The following is a 21446-nucleotide window of genomic DNA, read 5'->3' as shown; positions in this document are numbered from 1 at the left end:
ATTTCTCTGAAACTCATCGAAAACGGAAATGGGTCAGCCGAGCGCGGCGCGGAACCGGGCCAGCACGGCCGGTACGGCCTCGCGGGCCGAGAACCCGGCGGCGTGCACATGCCCGCCACCGCCCAGCTCGGCGCAGGCGGCGGCCACGTCGACCGCGCCCTTGGAGCGGCAGGAGCCGCGCAGGGTGCCGTCCGGGTCCTGCTTGAGCACCAGGGCGACCTCGGCCTCGGCCGGGCGGCGCAGGATGTCGATCAGGCCCTCGATCTCCTCGACCGTGACGCCGAAGAGCGCCAGGTCCTGGTACGGCACCCAGGTCCACACCAGACCCCGCCCACCGATCGACTCCGGCTCGTACACCGCGCGGTCCAGCGCGGCGGCGAGCACCTTGAGGTAGCCGAACGAGCAGGTGTCCCAGAGCTGGCGGGAGATCAGGTCGTGCCGGATCCCAGTGGCCAGCAGCCGGCCGGCCAGCTCGTGGGTCGCGGGGGTGGTGGCGGCGTACTTGAACGAACCGGTGTCGGTGGCGATGCCGGTGTAGAGGCAGGCGGCCAGGTCCTGGTCGAGCGGGACGCCCAGCCGGCGCAGCAGCTCGTCGACCAGCACGGCGGTGGCCGGCGCGCTCGGATCGATGATCCGGTGCCGGCCGAAGCCCGGGTTGGAGGCGTGGTGGTCGATCAGCATCATCGCGTCCGCCGCGAACACCTTGCCGTGCAGCAGCCCGAGCCGGCCCTCGGAGGCGACGTCGAAGCAGATCGCCAGCTCGGGGCGGTCGGGCACGGCGGAGGCCGGCACGATCAGCTCCTGACCCGGCAGGAAGGAGAGCGACTCGGGGATGATCTGCGGATCGTCACCGAAGGAGACCCGGACGGTGTGCCCGAGTGAGCGCAGCGCGATCCCGGCGGCCAGCGCCGAGCCGAGTGCGTCGCCGTCCGGGTTGATGTGGCAGATCAGATCGATCGAGGGGGTGCGCCCGATGGCCGCGATCAGCCAGCGCCACTCCTGCTCGAAACGGTCCGACGACTGCGCGCGCTGGCCCGGAAGCACCGCGAGGGCGTCCTCCACCGTGCTGGTGGAGAACGCCCTCGCCGAACCGGCTGCCGCCGGCTCAACCGCTGTCACTACTCGTCCTCATCCGCGTCGCGGTCGGACGCCGGAGCCTTGTACGGATCGGCGTCGCCCGCGTACGTGGCGCCCGCGGCGGCGGTGCGCACCGCCGCGTCGGAGAGCCGGACCTGGTCCAGCAGATCGTCGATCTGCCGGACGTTCTCCGGCAGCGCGTCCGCGATGAAGGTCAGCGTCGGGGTGAAGCGCACCCCGGTCTGCTTGCCGACCTCGGAGCGCAGCACCCCCTTGGCGCTCTCCAGCGCCTGTGCGGTCGCCTGGCGCTCGGTGTCGTCACCGAAGACGGTGTAGAAGACGGTGGCGTCCCGCAGATCGCCGGTGACCTTGGTGTCGGTGATGGTCACGAAGCCCAGTCGCGGGTCCTTGACCCGCCGCTCCAACGTCTGGGCGACGATCACCTGGATGCGGTCGGCGAGCTTGCGCGCCCTTGCCTTGTCGGTCACGTTGCCTCCTCGTGCTGTGGACTCGGTATCCGGGTCGATTGCTCACCCGTCGGGGCCCACGCCCCAAAATACCGGCCCGCGCCCAGCCTTGTGAGCGCTCTCGGTCCTCGTCGGTGTGACGGTGGCGACTTCCGCCGGCCGTCGCACGCGCTCTCATTCATCGTCATCGCCGTGGTAGCGCCTCCTCGCGGAGAGCAGCTGCACCTCGGGGCGGCCGGCGACCAACCGCTCACAGCTGTCCAGGATCTCGGTGACATACCCGGCATCGCCGGACACCACCGCCAGACCGATCTCGGCCCTGCGGTGCAGATCCTGGTTCCCGACTTCCGCTGCGCACACGCTGTACTTGCGCTGCAGCTCGGCCACGATGGGCCGCACGATCGAACGCTTCTCCTTGAGCGAATGGACATCGCCCAGGAGCAGATCGAAGGTGAGTGTTCCTACGAACATAGGTGACAGGTCTCGCCGACCTGAGGGCCTCGGAGGGCGCCCCGCGAAAAGGGGCTGATGTCCGAGGACCCTACACAGCGAGACCGGGGCCGGTCGACGGGAATTTCCCCGCCGACCGGCCCCGGAAAACCGGTGGGCGTTACGCCCGCGGCTTCTCGCGCATCTCGAACGTCTCGATGACGTCGTCGACCTTGATGTCGTTGAACGACCCCAGGGTCACACCGGCCTCGAAGCCCTCGCGGACCTCGGTCGCGTCGTCCTTGAAACGACGCAGACCCTCGATGGTGAGGTTCTCCGTGATGAGCCTGCCATCGCGGATGAGGCGGGCCTTGGCGTTGCGGCGCAGCAGACCCTCGCGGACGATGACACCCGCGATGTTGCCGAACTTGGAGCTGCGGAACACCTCGCGGATCTCCGCGGAGCCGAGGCGCACCTCCTCGTACTCGGGCTTGAGCAGGCCCTTGAGCGCTGCCTCGATCTCCTCGATGGCCTGGTAGATGACCGAGTAGTACCGGACATCCACGCCTTCCTTGTCGGCCGCCGTACGGGCGCGGCCTTCGGCGCGCACGTTGAAGCCGATGATGATGGCGTCCGAGCCCATCGCCAGGTCCACGTCGGACTCGGTGATGGCACCCACACCGCGGTGCAGGATCCGGAGTTCGACCTCGTCGCCCACGTCCAGCTTGACGAGCGCGTCCTCAAGGGCTTCCACCGAACCGGAAACGTCACCCTTGATGATGAGGTTGAGCTGCTGGATGCCGCCGGCCGCGATCGCCTGGTCCAGGTTCTCCAGGGAGATCCGCATCGGACGCTTGGCGAACATGGCGTTGCGGTCACGGGCCGAGCGCTTCTCGGCGATCTGACGCGCGGTGCGGTCGTCGTCGACGACGATGAAGCTGTCGCCGGCGCGGGGCACCGAGGTGAGACCGAGCAGCAGGACCGGACGGGACGGGCCCGCCTCGGCGACGTTGTTGCCGTTCTCGTCCAGCATGGCGCGGACGCGGCCGTGGGCGTCACCGACGGCGATCGAGTCACCGACACGCAGCGTTCCACGCTGGACCAGGACGGTCGCCATGGCGCCGCGACCCTTGTCCAGGTGCGCCTCGATGGCGATACCCTGCGCGTCCTGCTCCGGGTTGGCCCGCAGGTCGAGCGAGGCGTCGGCGGTCAGCACGACCGCTTCCAGCAGCTGCTCGATGTTGAGGCCCTGGCGCGCGGAGATGTCGACGAACATGGTGTCGCCGCCGTACTCCTCGGCCACCAGACCGAACTCGGTCAGCTGACCGCGGACCTTCGTCGGGTCGGCACCCTCGACATCGATCTTGTTGACCGCGACCACGATCGGCACACCGGCGGCCTTGGCGTGGTTCAACGCCTCGACCGTCTGCGGCATGACACCGTCGTTGGCCGCGACCACCAGGATCGCGATGTCGGTGGACTTGGCACCACGGGCACGCATGGCGGAGAACGCCTCGTGACCCGGGGTGTCGAGGAAGGTGATCCGGCGCTCTTCGCCGTTGACCTCCGCCGAGACCTGGTAGGCACCGATGTGCTGGGTGATGCCACCCGCCTCGCCGGCGACCACGTTGGTCTTGCGGATCGCGTCGAGCAGTCGGGTCTTACCGTGGTCGACGTGACCCATGACGGTGACGACCGGCGGGCGAGGCATGAGCTCGTCCTCGTCGCCCTCGTCGGCACCGAAGTCGATGTCGAACGACTCCAGCAGCTCGCGGTCCTCGTCGTCGCGGCTGACGATCTCGAGCTCGAAGCCCATCTCGCCGGCCAGCATCTGCAGCGTGTCGTCGGAGACCGACTGGGTCGCCGTGACCATCTCGCCGAGGTTGAACATCACCGAGACGAGCGCGGCCGGGTTGGCGTTGATCTTCTCGGCGAAGTCCATCAGGGACGCACCGCGGGGCAGCCGGACCGAAGCACCGTTGCCACGGGGCAGCATCACACCGCCGACGGACGGGGCCTGCATGGCCTCGTACTCCTGGCGACGCGCGCGCTTCGACTTGCGAGCGCGAGCCGGGCGACCGCCCGGGCCACGACCGAAGGCACCCTGCGTGCCACCACGGGCACCCGGGCCACCGGGACGACCGCCGAAGCCACCGGGACGCGGGCCGAAGCCACCGCCGCCACCGGCACCGCCACCCGGGCGGGGGCCGCCGAAGCCGCCGCCACCGGCCGGACGCGAGCCCGGACCGGCCGCACGACCGGCGAAGCCGGGACGAGCGCCACCGGCACCGGCACCACCCGGACCACCGGGACGAGCACCGGGACCACCCGGACGGGCGCCGGGGCCACCGGGGCCACGGCCGCCGGGGCCGGGAGCCGGACGCTGCGGCATCATGCCCGGGTTCGGGCGCGGCATGCCGGACGGGCTCGGACCACCGGGACGGGGGCCGGCCGGACGGGGCATGCCGTCGGGACGCGGGGCGCCACCGGCGGGACGGGCACCGCGGTCGGAACCGGGGGCACCCGCCGGACGCGGGCCACGGTCACCGGCGGGACGGGCACCGCGCTCAGCACCGGGGGCACCGGCGGGACGCGGGCCACGGTCACCGGCGGGACGCGGGGCGCCACGGTCGGCACCGGGAGCGCCGGCCGGACGCGGGCCGCGCTCGCCACCGGCGGGACGCGCACCGCGCTCAGCACCGGGAGCACCGGGACGCGGAGCGCCACCGGCACCCGGAGCGGCCGGACGGCGGTCGCCGGGGCGCGCCATTCCGGTCGCGCTGCCCGAGGTGAAGGGGTTGTTGCCCGGACGCGGGCCGGCCGGACGCGGGCCCGGACGGGCGCCGCTGCCGGCTGCCAGAGCAGCGGCCGCCGGACGCGGCGCCGGGGAGGCGGGGCGCGCGGCGGGGGCGTCGCCGACCACGGGGGTCGGCGAGGAGAACTCGGCCGCCGGAGCAGCCGGAGCCGGCGTGGCCGGACGCGCGGCCGGGCGCGGGCCCGGAGCAGCGGCGGCCGGACGCGGCGCCTCGACCGGTGCGGCGGGCGCAACCGGTGCAGCCGCTGCGGGAGCCGCAGCGGCGGGGGTGGGACGGGGACCCGGCGTCGCGGCAGGCCGCGGACCCGGGGTGGGAGCACCCGGCTTGGGTGCGGCCGCACCGGCGGTGCCGGCGGGCTGGGGCGCCGCGGGCTTCCGCGGGCCAGGCTTGGCAGCGGAACCACCCGTAGGGGCCACTCCCAGAGCGTCAGTCAACTTGCGCACGACCGGCGCCTCGATCGTCGAGGACGCTGAACGGACGAACTCACCCAGCTCGGTGAGCTTGGCCATCACGGCCTTGCTCTCCAAGCCAAGTTCCTTGGCGAGCTCGTATACCCGGACCTTAGCCACTTCACTCCTGTCTAAAAGTCCGGGGTGATCGTCCGCCGGACCGTTGCTACTTCATGGGCGAACCCATCGCGTACTCATCGCGTACTCATCGCGTACTCATCGAGTGCTCATCGCAATCTCGACCTACTTCCAACTCGCGAGGTACCTGACTGGTGGCGCACAGCATCGTGGTGTGCGCGCCGAGTTCTTTTACGGTGGTTCTCCCCGCTCACGGCGGGGGTGGTGCCCTCCGGGTGACCTGAGAACTGCTCCTCAGGAGGCCGGGGCGCCGGTGGTCCGGGACTCGACGTATACGCGCAGAGTCTCCGTGTCGAGCACTCCCTGGAGCCGGAAGGCCCTCGGAAACGCCCGACGGCGGACCGCCAGGTCGAGACAGCCCGGGTCGGGGTGCAGATGCGCTCCCCGGCCAGGCAGCGTGCCCCGAGGATCGGGGACACAAGAGCCCTCGACCGCCGTAACACGCAGCAACTCGTCTTTGGCCGCTCGCTTGCGGCAGCCCACGCAGGTGCGTTCTGGGCATGCACGGACACGCGTCCGGCCGGACACCTTCAAGTCTACCCCTCCGCAGGCAGTGACCGCGGCCCCGCTGATCGGAACAGGACCACGACTACTGGGTGACAACACGACTAATCGACGGCGGATTCCCCGCCACGACGGTCCGAACCGCCCTCGTCACCGGTCTCGGTGTCCGGGCGAATGTCGATCCGCCAGCCGGTCAGCCGAGCGGCCAGACGGGCGTTCTGCCCCTCCTTGCCGATCGCCAGTGACAGCTGGTAGTCGGGCACGATCACTCGTGCGGAGCGCTGCGCGTAGTCCACGATCTCGACCTTCGTCACCCGGGCGGGGGACAGCGCGCTGGCCACCATCTCGGCCGGGTCCTCGGACCAGTCGACGATGTCGATCTTCTCGCCGTGCAGCTCGGCCATCACATTGCGCACCCGGCCGCCCATCGGGCCGATGCAGGCGCCCTTGGCGTTCAGGCCCTGGCGGCGCGAGAAGACCGCGATCTTGGTGCGGTGGCCGGCCTCGCGGGCGATCGCGGCGATCTCGACGCTGCCGTCGGCGATCTCCGGGACCTCCAGCGCGAACAGCTTGCGCACCAGGTTGGGGTGGGTGCGCGAGAGGGTCACCGAGGCACCGCGCACGCCGCGGCGGACCGCCACCACATAGCTGCGGATCCGGGTGCCGTGCTTGTAGTCCTCGCCGGGGACCTGCTCCTGCGGAGGCAGGATGGCCTCCAGCTTGCCGATGTCCACCAGCACGTTCTTGGGGTCGTTGCCCTGCTGGACGACACCGGTGACGATGTCGCCCTCCTTGCCCGCGTACTCGCCGAAGGTCTGGTCGTCGGCGGCGTCGCGCAGCCGCTGCAGGATCACCTGCTTGGCGGTGCTGGCGGCGATCCGGCCGAAGCCGCTCGGGGTGTCGTCGAACTCCTTGGGCTCGACGCCCTCGTCGAGCTCGCTCGCGTCCTCCAGCGCCCACACGGTCACGTGCCCGGTCTTGCGGTTCAGCTCGACCCGGGCCCGGCGGCGTGAGCCCTCGGTCCGGTGGTACGCGATGAGGAGCGCCGACTCGATCGACTCGACCAGCAGGTCGAACGGGATGTTCTTCTCGGTCACCAGCCCACGCAGGGCACTCATGTCGATGTCCACGGCTACGCCTCCTCTTTCTTTCTTAAAGCTCTTCGTCGGTGTCGTCGTCGCTGTCGTCGTCAAGGTCGTCGTCGAGGTCGGCCTCGGCCTCGTCCGCGGAGTCCTCGCCGTCGACGAGCAGCTGCTCGTCGTCCTTGCGGTTGAACTCGACCTGGACGCGCGCCTTGGCGACCTCCGCCAGGGCCAGCCTGCGTTCCTTGGCCCGGCCGCGCCCCTTGACCGGCTGCACCTCGACCAGCAGGCCGCCGTCCTCGTCGACCTCCAACACCCGGGCGACGATCTCGGTGCCGTCGGTGAGCTGGGCCTTGACCAGGCGCCCGACGTTGCGGCGCCAGTGGCGGAGCTCGGTGAGCGGGCGGTCCACGCCCGGCGAGCCGACCTCCAGCACGTACGCGGCGCTGCCCATCACGTCGGACTCGTCCAGTGCCTCGCCGACGGCGCGGCTGAACTCGGCGATGGCATCGAGATCCACACCGCCGTCGGCGTCCACATCGATCTGTACCTGGCGGCGGCTGCCGGCCTGGCTCACCTTGATGTCCTCAAGGTCCAGACCCGCCTGCACGGCCAGCGGCTCCAACAGGGCACGCAACCGATCGGTGGGGGTGGTGCTCATCCGGGTGACTCCTCGGCCGCGTCTGCTGTTGTCAGAAGTTCGTAACTCGGCCCAAAGCCTATCGGGTCAACCCCCAAACCGCCGATTCCGGGCGCGGCACGGGGCGACGCGGCCGCCCCGCTGTCGGTCGGCCGAACGCCGGAAGGTACGGTCCTGGCGGGCGAACACCATACTTTCACGGTTAGTCCAATAATCATCACGGCAGCGGGGGCACCGGTGGCATCCGCACGACCAAGCGGGAGCGCGTCGATGAAGTCCCCCAGCCGGCGGACCCTCCTGGCCGCCGGGACCCTGGCCCTGGCCGGCCTGCTGGCCGCCTGCTCCGGTTCGGACGGCTCCGGCGGCGGCGCGGGCGGGGGCCACAAGGCCGACCCGGACCTGCCGATCCGCAGCCGCGCGGTGGCCGCCAGCGACACCCTGCTCACCCAGTACGACGCGCTGCTGGCCGGCGCCGGCGCCACGGACGCCCGTCTGCGGCCGCTGCGCGCCGAGGTGGCGCAGCAGCGCGCGGCACTGGCCGTCGGACTGCCGGCGAGCGCCGCGGCCAAGGGCTCGGCCTCGCCGTCGCCCGCCGCCACCGCCCCGGGCGCCGCCCCGGGCGCCGCCCCGACCGTCGCCCTGCTGGCCGCCGCCGAGCTGAGCACCGCGCAGGCCCGGCTCACCGACCTGGACGCGGCCTCCCCCGAGCTGGCCCGGCTGCTGGCCTCGGTCTCCGCGGCCGACGCACTGCACGCGGCGCTGCTGGGCGATCCGGGCGTAGTGACCGTGCCGGTCACCGCCGACCCCTCCCCGGCGCCCGCGTCCGCGTCGGCGTCCGCGTCGCCGACCCGGTCGGCCGCGGCATCCGCCACCCCGCTGCCGGCCTCGGCCGTGACCGCCCTGCAAGCCGCGCTCGCCGCCGAGCACGCGGCGGTCTACGGCTACGGCGTGATCGCCGCCCGCACCCCGGTCGGCCCGCAGCGCGAGCAGGCCCGTGCGGCCTACGCCGCGCACGAGGCCCGCCGGGACGCCTGGCACCGCAACCTGGCCGCCGGCGGCGCGACCCCCGCCGCCGCTGCCCCCGGCTACCAACTCCCCTTCGCCGTCCCGGACGCCGCCGCGGCCGGCCGACTCGCCGCGTACATCGAGACCCGGCTGACGGCGGTCTACGCCGACCTGGTCGCCGACACCGGCGGATCGCTGCGGATGAGCGCCGCCACCGCCCTGCGCGAGAGCGTGCTGCGCGGCAGCCAGTGGGGCGCCGCCGCCGACGCGCTCCCGGGCATGCCGGCCGCGCCCCCGTCACCGGCGGCCTCGCCGTCGGTCTCGCCGTCGGCCTCGCCCCGCTCCTGACGCCGGGGCAGCCGGGCGCTCGCACCCGCTCTGAGCAGCGCGTCTCAGCCGAACGCACCCGTCCATGGACGACAATGGACGGGTAGCGGCACGAAGGCACCAACGCGGAAGGCCAGCATGTCGGTAGCGCCAGGACAGATCAGCATTCCGGACCGGCTGCGGGACACCGTCCTGCGCTGGGAGGGCGAGCACGGTGCGGCCTGGCTGGCACAGCTGCCCGCCCGCTTCGCCGAGCAACTCGCGCGCTGGGACCTCACCCTGGACCGGATCTGCGAGCCAGGCGGCCGGCTCAGCCTGATCGGCTACGTCCGCCGCGACGACGGCGGCCCCGCCGTGCTCAAGGCCGGGCTGGTCACCCGCGAGACCGCCCAGGAGCACGCCGCCCTGGCGCACTGGGCCGGGCGCGGCGCGGTGCTGATGCTGGCCGCCGAACCGGCCGAGGGCCTGATGCTGCTGGAGCGCCTGCACGGCGACATCCCGCTGCGCTCGCTGGCCGAGGCCAAGGCGATGCTGGAGGCCTCCGGTCTGCTGCAGCGGCTGTGGACCGCGCCCGGCGCGGGCCACCCGTTCACCTCGGTGTCCGAGCATGTCGGCAGGCTCTGCGCGGAGTTGAGGCGCCGTCGGCCGCTGGCCGAGCAGGTCGACGCCCAGCCGCTGGTGGACGAGGCACTGGAGGCCGCGGCCGGGCTGCTGGCCTCCGAACCCGAGCAGTACCTGCTGCACGGCGACTTCCATCATGGCAATGTGATGGCCGCCGACCGGGCGCCCTGGCTGGCGATCGATCCCAAGCCGCTGGTCGGCGAACGCGCCTACGACCTCGCCTGGCTGGCCCAGGACCGCAAGGACACGCTGGCCGGCTCCCCCGGCCCGCGCGGCGCGGCCCGCCGCCGGCTGCACCTGCTGGCCGACGCCGTCGACGTGGACCACGACCGGCTGCGCGGCTGGACCCTGCTGCGCACCGTGGCGGCCGGGCTGTGGCACCTGGAGGCCGGCGACACCCCGCAGGCCGAGCTCCATCTGGAGTTCGCGGGCTGGCTGTAAAGCCTTCAGGCCCAGCGGTCCAGCAGCGGCAGCCGGGCGCCCATCACCGCGTACGGGCGGTCGGTGTTGGGGAAGCGCACCGCGCGGGCCAGGTCGCGGTAGCCGAGCGAGCGGTAGAGGCGGCGGGCCGGGGTCTCGGTGTCGATCGCCGACAGGATGCTGCGGCGCAGGCCCGACTGCTCGCAGAGCGTGCGGATCAGCGAGCTGCCGAGCCCGTAGCCCTGGTACTGCGGCAGCACGTGCAGCTCGGTGATGGCGAAGACGCCGTCCAGCCAGTCGCCGTACCCGCGCGCCTCCAGGTAGGGCTCGATGACGGTGCTCCACCAGTGCTCGCGCTGATTGGGCATCCCGTAGCCGAAGCCGACCAGCCGGCCGCCGCGCAGCGCCCCCAGCGCCAGTACCCCGGGCTGCTGCGCGTGCCGGCCGACGATCTGCAGCCGGACCGCGATCTCCTCCGGCGACAGCCCGAAGGCGGCCGACTGCACCTCCAGCGCGTACGGTGCCCAGGCCGCCAGGTCGATCGGCTCGATGGTCACCTCGGACAGCTGCTCCATGCCGGGGAGGTTACTCCTTCATCATTCGTCCAACGCCTGGGGCGTGTCGAATCCGTCGCGAGCGGACGCAGGGTCAGAAGAGTACCGACATGAAGGCGCCGATCTCCCGGAATCCCACCCGGTGATACGCGGCGCGGGCCGGCAGGTTGTAGTCGTTGACATAGAGGCTGACCACCGGGGCGACCTCGCGCAGCGCGATCTCCAGCACGGCGGCCATGCCGGTCTCGGAGAGCCGCCGGCCGCGGTGGGCCGGGGCGACCCAGACCCCCTGGATCTGGCAGGCGCCCTGCGTGACGGCGCCTATCTCGGCCTTGAAGATCACCTCGCCCTGCTCCGAGATGCGCGCGAACGACCTTCCGGTGCTGACGAGTTCGGCCACCCGGGCCTGGTAGAGCAGGCCGCCGTCACCAGCCAGCGGGGAGACCCCGACCTCCTCGGTGAACATCGCCACGCAGGCCGGCATCAGCAGGTCGAGCTCGTCCTTGCGGACCCGGCGGACCAGCGGGTCGGGCGCCACGTCGGCGGAGGGGGCGCTGGTGGCCAGCAGCGGCTGGTGGCCGCGCACCTCGCGGGCCGGCCCCCAGCTGCGCTCCAGGTGCGCCCAGAGCCCGGAGGTGGACTCGGCCGGACCGACGATCGACGAGCAGCGCCGGCCCTGCCGGCGGGCCCGTTCGGCGAAGGCGCGGACCGCCTCGGGTCCGGCGTTGATCGGGACCAGGTTGGCCCCGGCGTAGCAGAGCGACTCCAGGCGGCCGTCCTGGTCGAACCAGCCCCACATCTCGCCGCCCAGCCGCCAGGGGTCGAGTCCGACGGCCTCGACCCGGGTCGCGACGAACGCGTTGACCACCGGGTCCCGGCGCAGCACCTCCAGGGTGTCCGCGAGATCCGGGCCGTCCAGGACGCGAGTGGCCTCCCCGAGCCGGCGGCCGGACGGATTGGTCTGACCCCGTGCAGCCTGCAGCGAGCTGGGGAGCTTCACACCTCGATCGAGCACAGCACCTCATTCAACGGCCTCGCCGCACCCTACTCCGCCACCCGAAGCGGCAGCGGCAGCGGGGTTCCTGCGCGTGCAGACGACCCCGCTGACCTGCGAGCCACGGTGTCAGTCGGCGGCGATCACGGTCGGTGCGCCGGATGCCACGCCCTCGGCCTGCATCTGCTCGGCGAGCTTGAGCGCCTCCTCGATCAGGGTCTCGACGATCTTCGACTCCGGAACCGTCTTGATCACCTCGCCCTTCACGAAGATCTGCCCCTTGCCGTTGCCCGACGCCACCCCGAGGTCCGCCTCGCGGGCCTCACCCGGACCGTTCACCACACAGCCCATCACCGCCACGCGCAGCGGCACCTCCATGCCCTCGAGCCCGGCGGTGACCTCCTCCGCCAGCTTGTAGACATCCACCTGCGCCCGCCCGCAGGAGGGGCACGACACGATCTCCAGACCGCGCTGACGCAGGTTCAGCGACTCCAGGATCTGGTTGCCGACCTTGACCTCCTCCGCCGGCGGCGCCGACAGCGAGACCCGGATGGTGTCCCCGATACCCTCCGCCAGCAGCGCGCCGAACGCCACCGCCGACTTGATGGTGCCCTGGAACGCCGGCCCCGCCTCGGTCACGCCCAGGTGCAGCGGATAGTCGCAGGCCGCCGCGAGCTGCCGGTAGGCGTTGATCATCACGACCGGGTCGTTGTGCTTCACCGAGATCTTGATGTCCCGGAAGTCGTGCTCCTCGAACAGCGAGCACTCCCACAGCGCCGACTCCACCAGCGCCTCGGGCGTCGCCCGCCCGTACTTCTCCAGCAGCCGCTTGTCCAGCGACCCCGCGTTCACACCGATTCGGATCGGGACGCCGGCGCTCTTGGCGGCCTTGGCGATCTCGCCGACCTTGTCGTCGAACTGCTTGATATTGCCCGGGTTCACCCGCACCGCCGCGCAACCCGCGTCAATCGCCGCGAACACGTACTTCGGCTGGAAGTGGATGTCCGCGATCACCGGGATGCCCGACTTCTTGGCGATGATCGGCAGCGCGTCCGCGTCGTCCTGGGTCGGCACCGCCACCCGCACGATCTGGCAGCCCGAGGCCGTCAGCTCCGCGATCTGCTGCAGCGTCGCATTGATGTCGGCCGTCACCGTCGTGGTCATCGACTGCACCGACACCGGCGCGTCACCACCGACCGGAACAGAGCCCACCATGATCTGCCGGGAGTAGCGGCGCTTGGCAAGCGGCTTGAGCGGCAGGGACGGAATACCGAGCGAGATCGCGGTCATGTGCGCAGGGTTCCCCGGGGTTGAGGTGATGGTTCAGCCGGGCGCGCGACTGGCGGCGCGCCCGGCGTCCACGGTACGGCACCCGGAACAGGCCCGGCGCACGCGCCCACGTCGGTGCTAGCTGATCTTGACCGGGTTGATCAGGTCGGCGGCCAGCACCAGCAGCGTGAAACCGATGAAGATACTCGCCACGACGTACGCCAACGGCATGAGCTTGGCCACGTCGAACGGGCCCGGGTCGGGCCGCTTGACGAGGCGGGCGGTGTGCCGGCGCAGCGACTCCCAGAGCGCCCCGGCGACGTGGCCGCCGTCCAGCGGGAGCAGCGGGAGCATGTTGAACAGGAAGAGCGAGAGGTTGATCCCGGCCAGCAGGTTCACCATGAAGGCGATCCGCTGCGAGGCGGGCAGGTGCATGCTCGCCACCTCGCCGCCGATCCGGGCCGCGCCGACCATGCCGATCGGCTGGTCGGCGGTGCGCGGCTTGCCCTCGAAGACCGAGCCCCACAGCGCGGGGATCTTGCCCGGCAGCGCCACCAGCGAGTGCAGCCCGGTGTCGGCCATGTCGGACATCCGGCTGACGCTGTCGCCGAAGCCCAGCTGGACCACGCCGGTGGTGGGCTCGATGCCCAGGAAGCCGGCCGTCACCGTCTGGTTCGGGATCGGGTAGCCGTTGGCGTCGACCTTGGACAGCACATTGGTCTGGATCGCCGCGCTCAGCGGCACCTGTGCCCCGTCACGGCGCACCACGATCGGCACGGTCTGCCCGGCCGACTTGCGGATGTCGTCCTGCAGCTGCTGGTAGGTGTGGATCCGGTCGCCGCCGAAGGAGACGATCGTGTCGCCCTTCTTGAGCCCGGCGGCCTCGGCCGGGGAGGGCGGCGAGTCCGGCTTGCAGTTCTGGCCGGCCTGGCTGACCGGGAGCACGCACTGCGAGACGACGCTGACGGTCGGCATCGACTGCTGGACGCCGAAGCCCATCATCGCCACCAGGAAGAGCCCGAACGCCAGGATCAGGTTCATGAACGGCCCGGCGAACATCACGATGACGCGCTTCCACGGCTTGCGCTTGTAGAAGAGCCGGTCCTCGTCTCCGGGCAGCAGCTCCTCGTAGCTGGCCTCCCGGGCATCCTCGATCATCGAGCGCCACGGCGAGCTGCTGCGCTTGGTGATCCGCCCGTCGGCGCCCGGCGGGAACATCCCGATCATGCGGATGTAGCCACCCAGCGGGATGGCCTTGAAGCCGTACTCGGTGTCGCCCTTCTTCCGGGACCAGATGGTCGGCCCGAAGCCGACCATGTACTGCGGAACCCGGATGCCGAACAACTTGGCCGTCGAGAGGTGGCCCAGCTCGTGCCACGCGATCGAGATCAGGAGCCCGAGGACAAAGACCACGATGCCGAGCACCGTCATTACTGCCGTCACTGCTGGTCCTCCGTCATGCCGCTCCACTCGCCACCATCATGCGCCCGGACGGGCCCGGCCATCACCCTGCCGCGAGTTCACGGGCCCGCGCACGAGCCCAGCCCTCCGCATCCAGGACGTCCTCGACCGTCAGAGAAGTTCCCGACACCGGCCTGCCGTGCTCGGCGACCACCTTGGCGACGGTGTCGACGATGCCGGTGAAGGCCAGCCGCCCGCCCAGGAAAGCGTCCACGCACTCCTCGTTGGCGGCGTTGAAGACGGCCGGTGCCGTGCCGCCGAGCGTACCCACCTCACGGGCCAGCGAGACCGCCGGGAAGGCCTCGTCGTCCAGCGGGAAGAAGTCCCAGCTGGTGGCCTTCGTCCAGTCGCAGCCCGGAGCGGCGTCCGGCACCCGGTCCGGCCAGCCGAGGCCCAGGGCGATCGGCATCCGCATGTCCGGCGGGCTGGCCTGGGCCAGCGTGGATCCGTCCGTGTACTCCACCATCGAGTGGACCACCGACTGCGGATGGACCACCACGTCGATCCGGTCGAACGGGATGTCGTAGAGCAGGTGGGCCTCGATGACCTCCAGGCCCTTGTTGACCAGGGTGGCCGAGTTGATGGTCACCACCGGGCCCATCGCCCAGGTCGGGTGCGCCAGCGCGTCCTTGGGCGTGACCGCGGACAGTTGCTCCCGGGAGCGGCCGCGGAACGGGCCGCCGCTGGCGGTCACCACCAGGCGGCGCACCTCGCGCGGGGTGCCGGCGGTCAGCGCCTGGAAGAGCGCGGCGTGCTCGGAGTCGACCGGGACGATCTGGCCGGGCCTGGCCACCGCCTTCACCAGCGGACCGCCGACGATCAGCGACTCCTTGTTGGCCAGCACCAGCACCCGGCCCGCGCGCAGCGCGGCCAGCGTCGGCGCCAGGCCGATCGAGCCGGTGATGCCGTTCAGCACGGAGTGGCAGGGCAGGCCGGCCAGCTCGGTGGCGGCGTCCGGGCCGGACAGCACGGTCGGCAGCGGGCGACCGGCGGCACGGGCGGCCAGCGCCGCGCGCAGCGCCGGCTCGGCCTGCGGGCGGGCCACCGCGACGGTGTGCACGCCCAACTGGAAGGCCTGCTCGGCCAGCAGCTCGACCTGCCCGCCGGCCGCCGAGAGCGCGACCACCCGGAAGCGCTCCGGGTTGCGCAGCACGATGTCGATGGCCTGGGTGCCGATCGAGCCGGTGGAGCCGAGGATCACCAGTTCCCTGGGACCCGACGGATCGTCGACGACCGGAGTGAAGCGCAGCTGCGGGTGGGCGAGCGAGTTCATGGGCTCCATTGTGGCCTGCCCGGAACGCACCGGCGCACCGCCCCGGAAGGGACGGTGCGCCGAGGTACGGATGGACTCAGAGGTCGAGACCGGTGAGCACCAGGACCCGCTCGTAGGTGTAGTCGTCCATGGCGTACTTGACGCCCTCGCGACCGACGCCGGAGTCCTTGACGCCGCCGTACGGCATCTGGTCGGCGCGGTAGGACGGGGCGTCACCGATGATCACGCCGCCGACCTGCAGCTCGCGCTGGGCCCGGAAGGCGGTCTGCACGTCGTGCGTGAAGACACCGGCCTGCAGGCCGAACTTCGAGTCGTTGACGGCCGCGAACGCCTCGTCCGTGCCCTCGACCCTGTGCAGCGAGAGCACCGGGCCGAAGGCCTCGGCGGTCGCCAGGATCGCGTCGGCGGGCAGCTCGGTCAGCACGGTCGGGGCGTAGGTCGCGCCGTCGCGGGTGCCGCCGGTGAGCACCTTGGCGCCCTTGGCGACGGCGTCCTCGACCCAGGCCTCGACGCGCTTGGCGGCCTTCTCGTCCACCAGCGGGCCGACGTCGGTGGCGTCGTCGCTCGGGTTGCCGGTCACCTGGGCGCCGACCTTGGCGACGACCCGCTCCAGCAGCGCGTCGTAGACGGACGCGTCGGCGATCACCCGCTGCACCGAGATGCAGGACTGGCCGCCCTGGTAGTTGGCGAAGGTGGCGATCCGGGTGGCCGCCCACTCCAGGTCCGCCTCGGAGGACCAGTCGGCGAGCACCACGGCCGCGGCGTTGCCGCCGAGCTCCAGGGTGACGTGCTTGCGCGGCACCGAGTCCATGATCTGGTAGCCGACGGTGTCCGAACCGGTGAACGAGATCACCGGGAGGCGGCTGTCCTGCACCAGCGCCGGCATCTTCTCGTTCGCCACCGGGAGCACGCTCCAGGAGCCGGCCGGCAGGTCGGTCTCGGCCAGGATCTCGCCGAGCACCAGCGCCGAGAGCGGCGTGGCGGGAGCCGGCTTGAGGATGATCGGGGCACCGACCGCGATCGCCGGGGCGACCTTGTGGGCGACCAGGTTCAGCGGGAAGTTGAACGGGGCGATGCCCAGCACCACGCCGCGCGGGAAGCGGCGCACCACCGCGAAGCGGCCCACGCCGCCCGGGTCGGTGTCCAGCCGCATGGTCTCGCCGTTGGTGCGGCGGGCCTCCTCGGCCGCCCAGCGGAAGACCGAGACGGCCCGGCCGACCTCGCCGCGGGCCCACTTGATCGGCTTGCCGTTCTCGGCGGTGATCAGCTGGGCGATCTCCTCAGTGCGCTCGGCCAGTCGGCGGGACACATGGTCCAGCGCGGAGGCGCGCACATGCGCGGGGGTCGCGGCAAAGACCGGGGCGGCGGCGACGGCGGCCTCGACCGCCTCGTCGACCTGCGCGTCGGTGGGCACGCTGACCGTGCCGACCAGGCGACCGTCGAAGGGGTGGTGGACCTCGAAGGTGCTGTCCCCGGTCGCCTGGCGGCCGGCCAGCCAGAATGCATGGGTCGTGGTCGTGGTCACGGTGGTACCGGCCCTCTCCTCGTCGTCAGTGCTCCACCACTGTGGGGCCTGACACCACGGTAGGTCGGGAGGCGGTCGTCGCGGGTTGTCCGGTCCGTAGCGCCGCGGCGGCCGGGCACTCCACCTCGGCCTACTCCTCTAGTCCTATCCCGATTAGTCCTCTCCCGATCTGAGAGCCAGCCAGAGCTCCATCCGGACGTCCGTGTCGTCCAGCGAGCGACCGAGCAGTTCCTCGACCCGGCGCATCCGGTAGCGCAGGGTGTGCCGGTGCACGCCGAGGTCGGCGGCGGCGGCGTCCCACTGGCCGTGCCGGGAGAGCCAGGCGCGCAGCGAGGCGACCAGGTCGCCGCGGGCGGTCCGGTCGTGCTCGCGCAGCGGGCGCAGCAGGCCCTCGGCGAAGGCCGTCACGGCGTCCTCGCCCAGCAGCGGCAGCAGCGAGCCCGCGCCGACCTCCTCGTGGCCCACCGAGCGGCGGCCGCCGCGCAGCGCCACCGCCAGCGCGCGCTCGGCCTGCGCGAAAGCGGCGCCGGCCTCGTCGATCGGCGCCGGGGCCGAGACGCCCAGCGCCAGGCCCTCGTGCTCCTCGACCGCGCCCAGGCAGGCCCGGTGCACCGCGCCGCCGTCCACCGCGAGCAGCACCAGGCGCTCGACCGGTGCGGCGCCGTCCGCGGACTCCTTGCCGTCCTTGCCGTCCTTGCCGCTCTTGGCGCCCTTGGCCTCCCGGCCCTGCTTGCCGTCCTTGGCGTCCCGGCTCTCCCGGCCATCGCGGCTCTCCTTGGCGGCCACGCTCTCGCGGGCCACCAGCAGCTTCTCGCCGCCCCGGGCCCCGGCCTGCTCGGCCCGTTCGGCCAGCTCGGTGAGGTCGTGCAGCGGCGTGTCCGCGTCACCGCTGCGCTCGCCGGCCGGGGCCGCGCCGGCCACCAGCACCCGTATCGTCCCCTCGGGCAGGCCACCGAAGAGACCGGTGGCGACCTGCCGGGCGGTCGGCACCTGGCCCGCCAGCACCAGCCGCAGCAGCGCGGCGCCCATCCGCTCCTCGGCGTGCCGCAGCTCGCGCGAGCGCTCCAGGGTCAGGGTGAGCAGCGCGACGGCGGCGTTCAGCACATAGCGCTCGGTCGGGGTGATCCGGTCCTCGGTGCCGACCGCGAGGAACCCGCGGGCCCGCCGGTCGGCCCCCAGCGACTGGACCACCACGAAGTCCTCGTCGGCGGTGTCGAAGCCCGGCGAGCGGCCCTGCAGCGCGGCACTGGCCGGGGCCGGGCGACGGCGCAGCCGGTCGACCTCGGAGGCCAGCCGGGCGGCGCGGCGCGCGGCCCAGTCCGGGGCCACCACCGACAGCGCGCCGGAGCTGTCGTAGAGCGCGGCCCAGCCACCCAGCCGGGTCGCCAGCTTGCGGACCACGGCGGCCGTGCCGTTCTGGCCCAGCGCCGCCCGGGTCAGCTCCTCCTGCGCCTCGAAGCTGGTGGTCACCGCCTCGTACTGCTCGGCCGCCAGGGCCGCCGAGACCGCCTTGCTGATCGCGATGAACGGAGTCGGCTCGGGCACCCGCAGCAGCGGCAGCCCGCGCTGCGCGGCCGCCTCCACCAGCGGCTGCGGGACCTCGGCGTGCGAGAGCCCCACCCCCAGGCCCAGGCCCACGACGCCGGCATCGGCCAACCGGTGGACGTACGCCTGCAGGTTCTTGGCGCTCCTGCCCAACTTGATACCGGTGGTGAGCAGCAGCTCGCCGCCTTCGAGGAAGGGCGTGGGGTCGTCCAGCTCACTGGTGTGCACCCAGCGAACCGGCCGCTCCAGGTGGTCCGCGCCGGCGAGGACCGTCAGGTGGAGCGAGGAATTGCGCACGACTGCGGCGAGTGTGGGGGGCATGGCACCTTCGGTGGGACGACTCGGTGGCGTCGTTGCCACCGGGCGGCGGGAGGGAGCTTCGCTCTCGGGAGGGTTCCCTCCCATTATGGACGCTGCGGACAAGCCGCGACGCCGAATCCACCGCTGCGTAGCTAATCGATACGGTGTGGCAATCCGCCGACCCGCCCCGACCCGCCCCGCCCTGCCCCGCCTCTGCTGCTGCCCCGCGTCAGCTGCGCAGGTCCACCAGCACCGGCGGCACCTGCTCGCCGCCGACCGTCGCCAGCGACACCACCGCGTGCCCGGCCGGCAGCGCGTGCGCCAGATCGGACGGCGACCAGCGCTCCCGCTCCACCTCCCGCGTGGTGACGCTCTCGGTCTGCGCCGCCGTCCCCGACAGCATCTTGCGCGCGACCCGGCCCGCCTTGCGCAGCATCCCGCCCGAGGTGTCCGGCGCGAGCGTCACCGCCCGCTCGCGCACCAGCACCGTGCCCCAGGCCTCGGAGAACAACTTGCCGTCCCAGGGCGCGATCCCCGGGAACGCCATCCGGCAGCCGACCGCGCCGAACAGCGGCACCCGCAGCGCCTCCGGCAGGTCCACCAGGCTGCGCAGCAGCAGCACCGCCCCCGCGTTCGCGCCGCGCATCCGCACCAACCCCTGCACGGTGCCGGTGTCCAGCGCCGCCGAGGCGTCGTCGACCACCAGGCCGGCGAAGAGCGAACGGTCCTCGCGCGCGGCCGCGGCCTGCACGAACTGACCCACCACCAGCCGCGACAGCATCCGCGCCGCCTCCGGGTGGCTGCGCTCGGGCAGCTTCACCCGCACCCGCAGCGGATGCTCCAGCGCGCGCATCGCGAACGCCGGCTTGGCGTCCGCACCCGACGGGCTGAAGCAGCCGGCGAAGGCCGGCCGGTCCAGCAGCGCCAGCCGGTCCGCGAGCAGCGCCCCCGGATCGTCGGCCCGCCCGTGCTGGCGGCGGCGGTGCTGCACATCCGGCTCGTGCGCCGGCAGCCGCCCGCCCGCCCGCAGCTCCTTGACCAGCTCCTCCCAGCTCTCCGGCTCGCCGCCCAGCAGCGCCCGCAGCTCCCGCACGGACGGGTAGCGCCCGTAGCCCGCGTGGAACGGCCCGACCACCTGCTGCAACGCGATCCGGGCGCTCTCCGCGCGCAGCGCCAACTCGTCGGGGAGCAGCGCGTCGGCGAGCCGGGCGGCCGCCTCGTCGGGATCGTGCGCCGCGCCGTACAGGTCCAGCCCGTACGCCGAGGACGGATCGCCCGGCGCGATCACCACGTCGTAGCCGCCGTCCGGCCCGAGGTCCGCCCCGGCCGCGCCGACCACCACCACGCACGCGGTCCGGGCCAGCGCCTGCAGACAGAGCGCCTCGGCCACCGGCCGCGCCAGCCGCGCCGTCTTCCCCGTCCCCGCCGGACCGACCGCGAGCAGCGAGGTCCCCAGCACCTGCTGGTCGAGCGCGAACCCGGCCCCCCGGTGCGCGGCCGGGTTCTTGGGCACGTCCTGCGCCGTCCCGAGCCGCACCTGCCCCGCCAGCAGATCGTGCTCCGCCACCCGGACCGGCAGATCCCGCGCCTCCGACGGATGCGCACACGCCGCCGCCCCCCGCAACGCCAACTGCTCCCCGAACGCCCCCACCAGACGCGGCTGCGCCAGCACCTCCTGCCACACCCGGTGGATCCGCACGTAGTCCACATCCCCGACATCCCCCCGGACCCCGTCCTCCACCACCACCCCCAACACATCCCCCAACCCCCCAGCCCGCAGCGCCCCCCAGGGGTCCTGCGGCAACGTTTCCTCTACATCTCCGACGGCAGCCGACTCCTGGGTGACTGTGCGGGCAAGCAGCGGAGCCCCGTACCGGCGCCATACCTCCGACCAGCGACCCATCCGACCAAAGATCAAGATGACGATCACGACGAATGGGATGTTCTCCAACAGGAGTACCGGGATGGCATAAGGCTCAGGCACGTGTCGGATTCCGAGGGTCTCTCCCAGAAGCTCGGCCATCAGGTCCGCGCCGTTCAGGTACACCGCTGCGCCCACCAACAGGTTCAGCACCGCCCGCAGCAGCAGCGGCCCGCTCGGCACTGCCGCTGCCTCGGCGTGTGCCGGGTTGGTCGCCCGGTACCCGTACCGGTAGATCCCCGGCCCCAGCTCCGCCCGCGGCGCCGTCGCCCAGCCCGCCAGCCTGCCCCCACCGAACCGCGCCGCGCCCCCCGCCGCCCCCGCCCCCGCCCCCGCCCCCGCGCCCGCCTGCCGCGGGACGTCGGCGGGGTGCGCGGGCCCCTGCGGGGGTCGGGCGGCGAGGTCGGTGCGGTGCTCCTGCGTGCCGTCCAGTCCCATTGCGGTCCCGCTCCCTTGCCCCGACGCACCCGGCAGTTCCCATACCCATGCCGCCCGGCCGACGACACGCCCGCGCTCAATGTAGTGGAGCGGACGCCCCCCGCCACCGAGCCTCAGCCGTCAGGGGCCAGTGGCCGGGCAGGACAAGTCGGACGGCCCAGTGCGCCCCGGTGGCGCATGCCGCCCGTGCG

General features: G+C 72.7%; 17 protein-coding genes. 2 read left to right on the top strand and 15 right to left on the bottom strand.

Annotated features, from left to right (window positions below; genetic code table 11):
- Positions 1–33 precede the first annotated feature (33 nt).
- The 7 genes from P3T34_RS27175 to rimP all read right to left on the bottom strand — a co-directional run bounded on the left by P3T34_RS27175 (position 34) and on the right by rimP (position 7623).
- Positions 34–1119, bottom strand: coding sequence for a bifunctional oligoribonuclease/PAP phosphatase NrnA (locus P3T34_RS27175; protein WP_280668657.1), 1086 nt, complete (start codon positions 1117–1119; stop codon positions 34–36).
- Positions 1119–1565: a 30S ribosome-binding factor RbfA gene (gene rbfA / locus P3T34_RS27170; protein ID WP_280668656.1), complete on the bottom strand. Its 447-nt coding sequence runs from the start codon at positions 1563–1565 to the stop codon at positions 1119–1121. The genes P3T34_RS27175 and rbfA overlap by 1 nt, the downstream gene beginning before the upstream one ends.
- A gap of 153 nt (positions 1566–1718) precedes the next feature.
- Positions 1719–2015, bottom strand: coding sequence for a DUF503 domain-containing protein (locus tag P3T34_RS27165; RefSeq protein WP_035794051.1), 297 nt, complete (start codon positions 2013–2015; stop codon positions 1719–1721).
- A gap of 139 nt (positions 2016–2154) precedes the next feature.
- Positions 2155–5358 carry a translation initiation factor IF-2 gene (gene infB / locus P3T34_RS27160; protein WP_280668655.1) on the bottom strand — a complete coding sequence of 1068 codons (3204 nt, stop codon included), beginning with the start codon at positions 5356–5358 and terminating at the stop codon, positions 2155–2157.
- Between the two features lie 252 nt (positions 5359–5610).
- Complete coding sequence (locus P3T34_RS27155) at positions 5611–5904, bottom strand: YlxR family protein (protein ID WP_280672427.1); 294 nt, start codon at positions 5902–5904, stop codon at positions 5611–5613.
- 80 nt (positions 5905–5984) lie between these two features.
- Positions 5985–7010, bottom strand: coding sequence for a transcription termination factor NusA (gene nusA / locus P3T34_RS27150; protein ID WP_280668654.1), 1026 nt, complete (start codon positions 7008–7010; stop codon positions 5985–5987).
- A 22-nt stretch (positions 7011–7032) separates the two neighbouring features.
- A complete protein-coding gene (gene rimP / locus P3T34_RS27145) occupies positions 7033–7623 on the bottom strand; it encodes a ribosome maturation factor RimP (RefSeq protein WP_280668653.1) in 591 nt (196 codons plus the stop codon).
- 249 nt (positions 7624–7872) lie between these two features.
- Between rimP and P3T34_RS39965 the strand changes: the two genes are divergently transcribed.
- Both P3T34_RS39965 and P3T34_RS27135 read left to right on the top strand, forming a co-directional pair.
- Positions 7873–8955 (top strand): DUF4439 domain-containing protein, encoded by a 1083-nt coding sequence (locus P3T34_RS39965; protein ID WP_348534692.1) that lies wholly within the window; start codon positions 7873–7875, stop codon positions 8953–8955.
- Positions 8956–9072: 117 nt separating this feature from the next.
- Entirely contained in the window at positions 9073–9996 is a 924-nt protein-coding gene (locus P3T34_RS27135; RefSeq protein WP_280668652.1) for an aminoglycoside phosphotransferase family protein, read from the top strand.
- A 5-nt stretch (positions 9997–10001) separates the two neighbouring features.
- Here the strand turns inward: P3T34_RS27135 and P3T34_RS27130 are convergent, their stop codons facing one another.
- The 8 genes from P3T34_RS27130 to P3T34_RS27095 form a co-directional block, all read right to left on the bottom strand.
- Positions 10002–10550: a GNAT family N-acetyltransferase gene (locus P3T34_RS27130; RefSeq protein WP_280668651.1), complete on the bottom strand. Its 549-nt coding sequence runs from the start codon at positions 10548–10550 to the stop codon at positions 10002–10004.
- 73 nt (positions 10551–10623) lie between these two features.
- On the bottom strand, positions 10624–11511 hold the full coding sequence (locus P3T34_RS27125; RefSeq protein ID WP_280672423.1) for a GNAT family N-acetyltransferase: 888 nt from the start codon (positions 11509–11511) through the stop codon (positions 10624–10626).
- A 141-nt stretch (positions 11512–11652) separates the two neighbouring features.
- Entirely contained in the window at positions 11653–12813 is a 1161-nt protein-coding gene (gene ispG, locus P3T34_RS27120) for a flavodoxin-dependent (E)-4-hydroxy-3-methylbut-2-enyl-diphosphate synthase (protein WP_280668650.1), read from the bottom strand.
- 117 nt (positions 12814–12930) lie between these two features.
- Positions 12931–14235 carry a site-2 protease family protein gene (locus tag P3T34_RS27115; RefSeq protein WP_280668649.1) on the bottom strand — a complete coding sequence of 435 codons (1305 nt, stop codon included), beginning with the start codon at positions 14233–14235 and terminating at the stop codon, positions 12931–12933.
- 61 nt (positions 14236–14296) lie between these two features.
- Complete coding sequence (dxr, locus tag P3T34_RS27110; RefSeq protein ID WP_280668648.1) at positions 14297–15526, bottom strand: 1-deoxy-D-xylulose-5-phosphate reductoisomerase; 1230 nt, start codon at positions 15524–15526, stop codon at positions 14297–14299.
- A gap of 76 nt (positions 15527–15602) precedes the next feature.
- Entirely contained in the window at positions 15603–17051 is a 1449-nt protein-coding gene (locus P3T34_RS27105; protein WP_280668647.1) for an aldehyde dehydrogenase family protein, read from the bottom strand.
- A 153-nt stretch (positions 17052–17204) separates the two neighbouring features.
- Positions 17205–18917, bottom strand: a complete 1713-nt coding sequence (locus tag P3T34_RS27100) for a PucR family transcriptional regulator (RefSeq protein WP_280668646.1) — start codon at positions 18915–18917, stop codon at positions 17205–17207.
- 208 nt (positions 18918–19125) lie between these two features.
- Positions 19126–21255 carry an ATP-binding protein gene (locus tag P3T34_RS27095; RefSeq protein ID WP_280668645.1) on the bottom strand — a complete coding sequence of 710 codons (2130 nt, stop codon included), beginning with the start codon at positions 21253–21255 and terminating at the stop codon, positions 19126–19128.
- Positions 21256–21446 lie beyond the last annotated feature (191 nt).

The organism is Kitasatospora sp. MAP12-44 (genome assembly GCF_029892095.1).
Lineage (GTDB): Bacteria > Actinomycetota > Actinomycetes > Streptomycetales > Streptomycetaceae > Kitasatospora.
The sequence above is the reverse complement of the archived record's forward strand: the minus strand, read 5'-3'. Positions and strand labels throughout refer to the sequence as shown.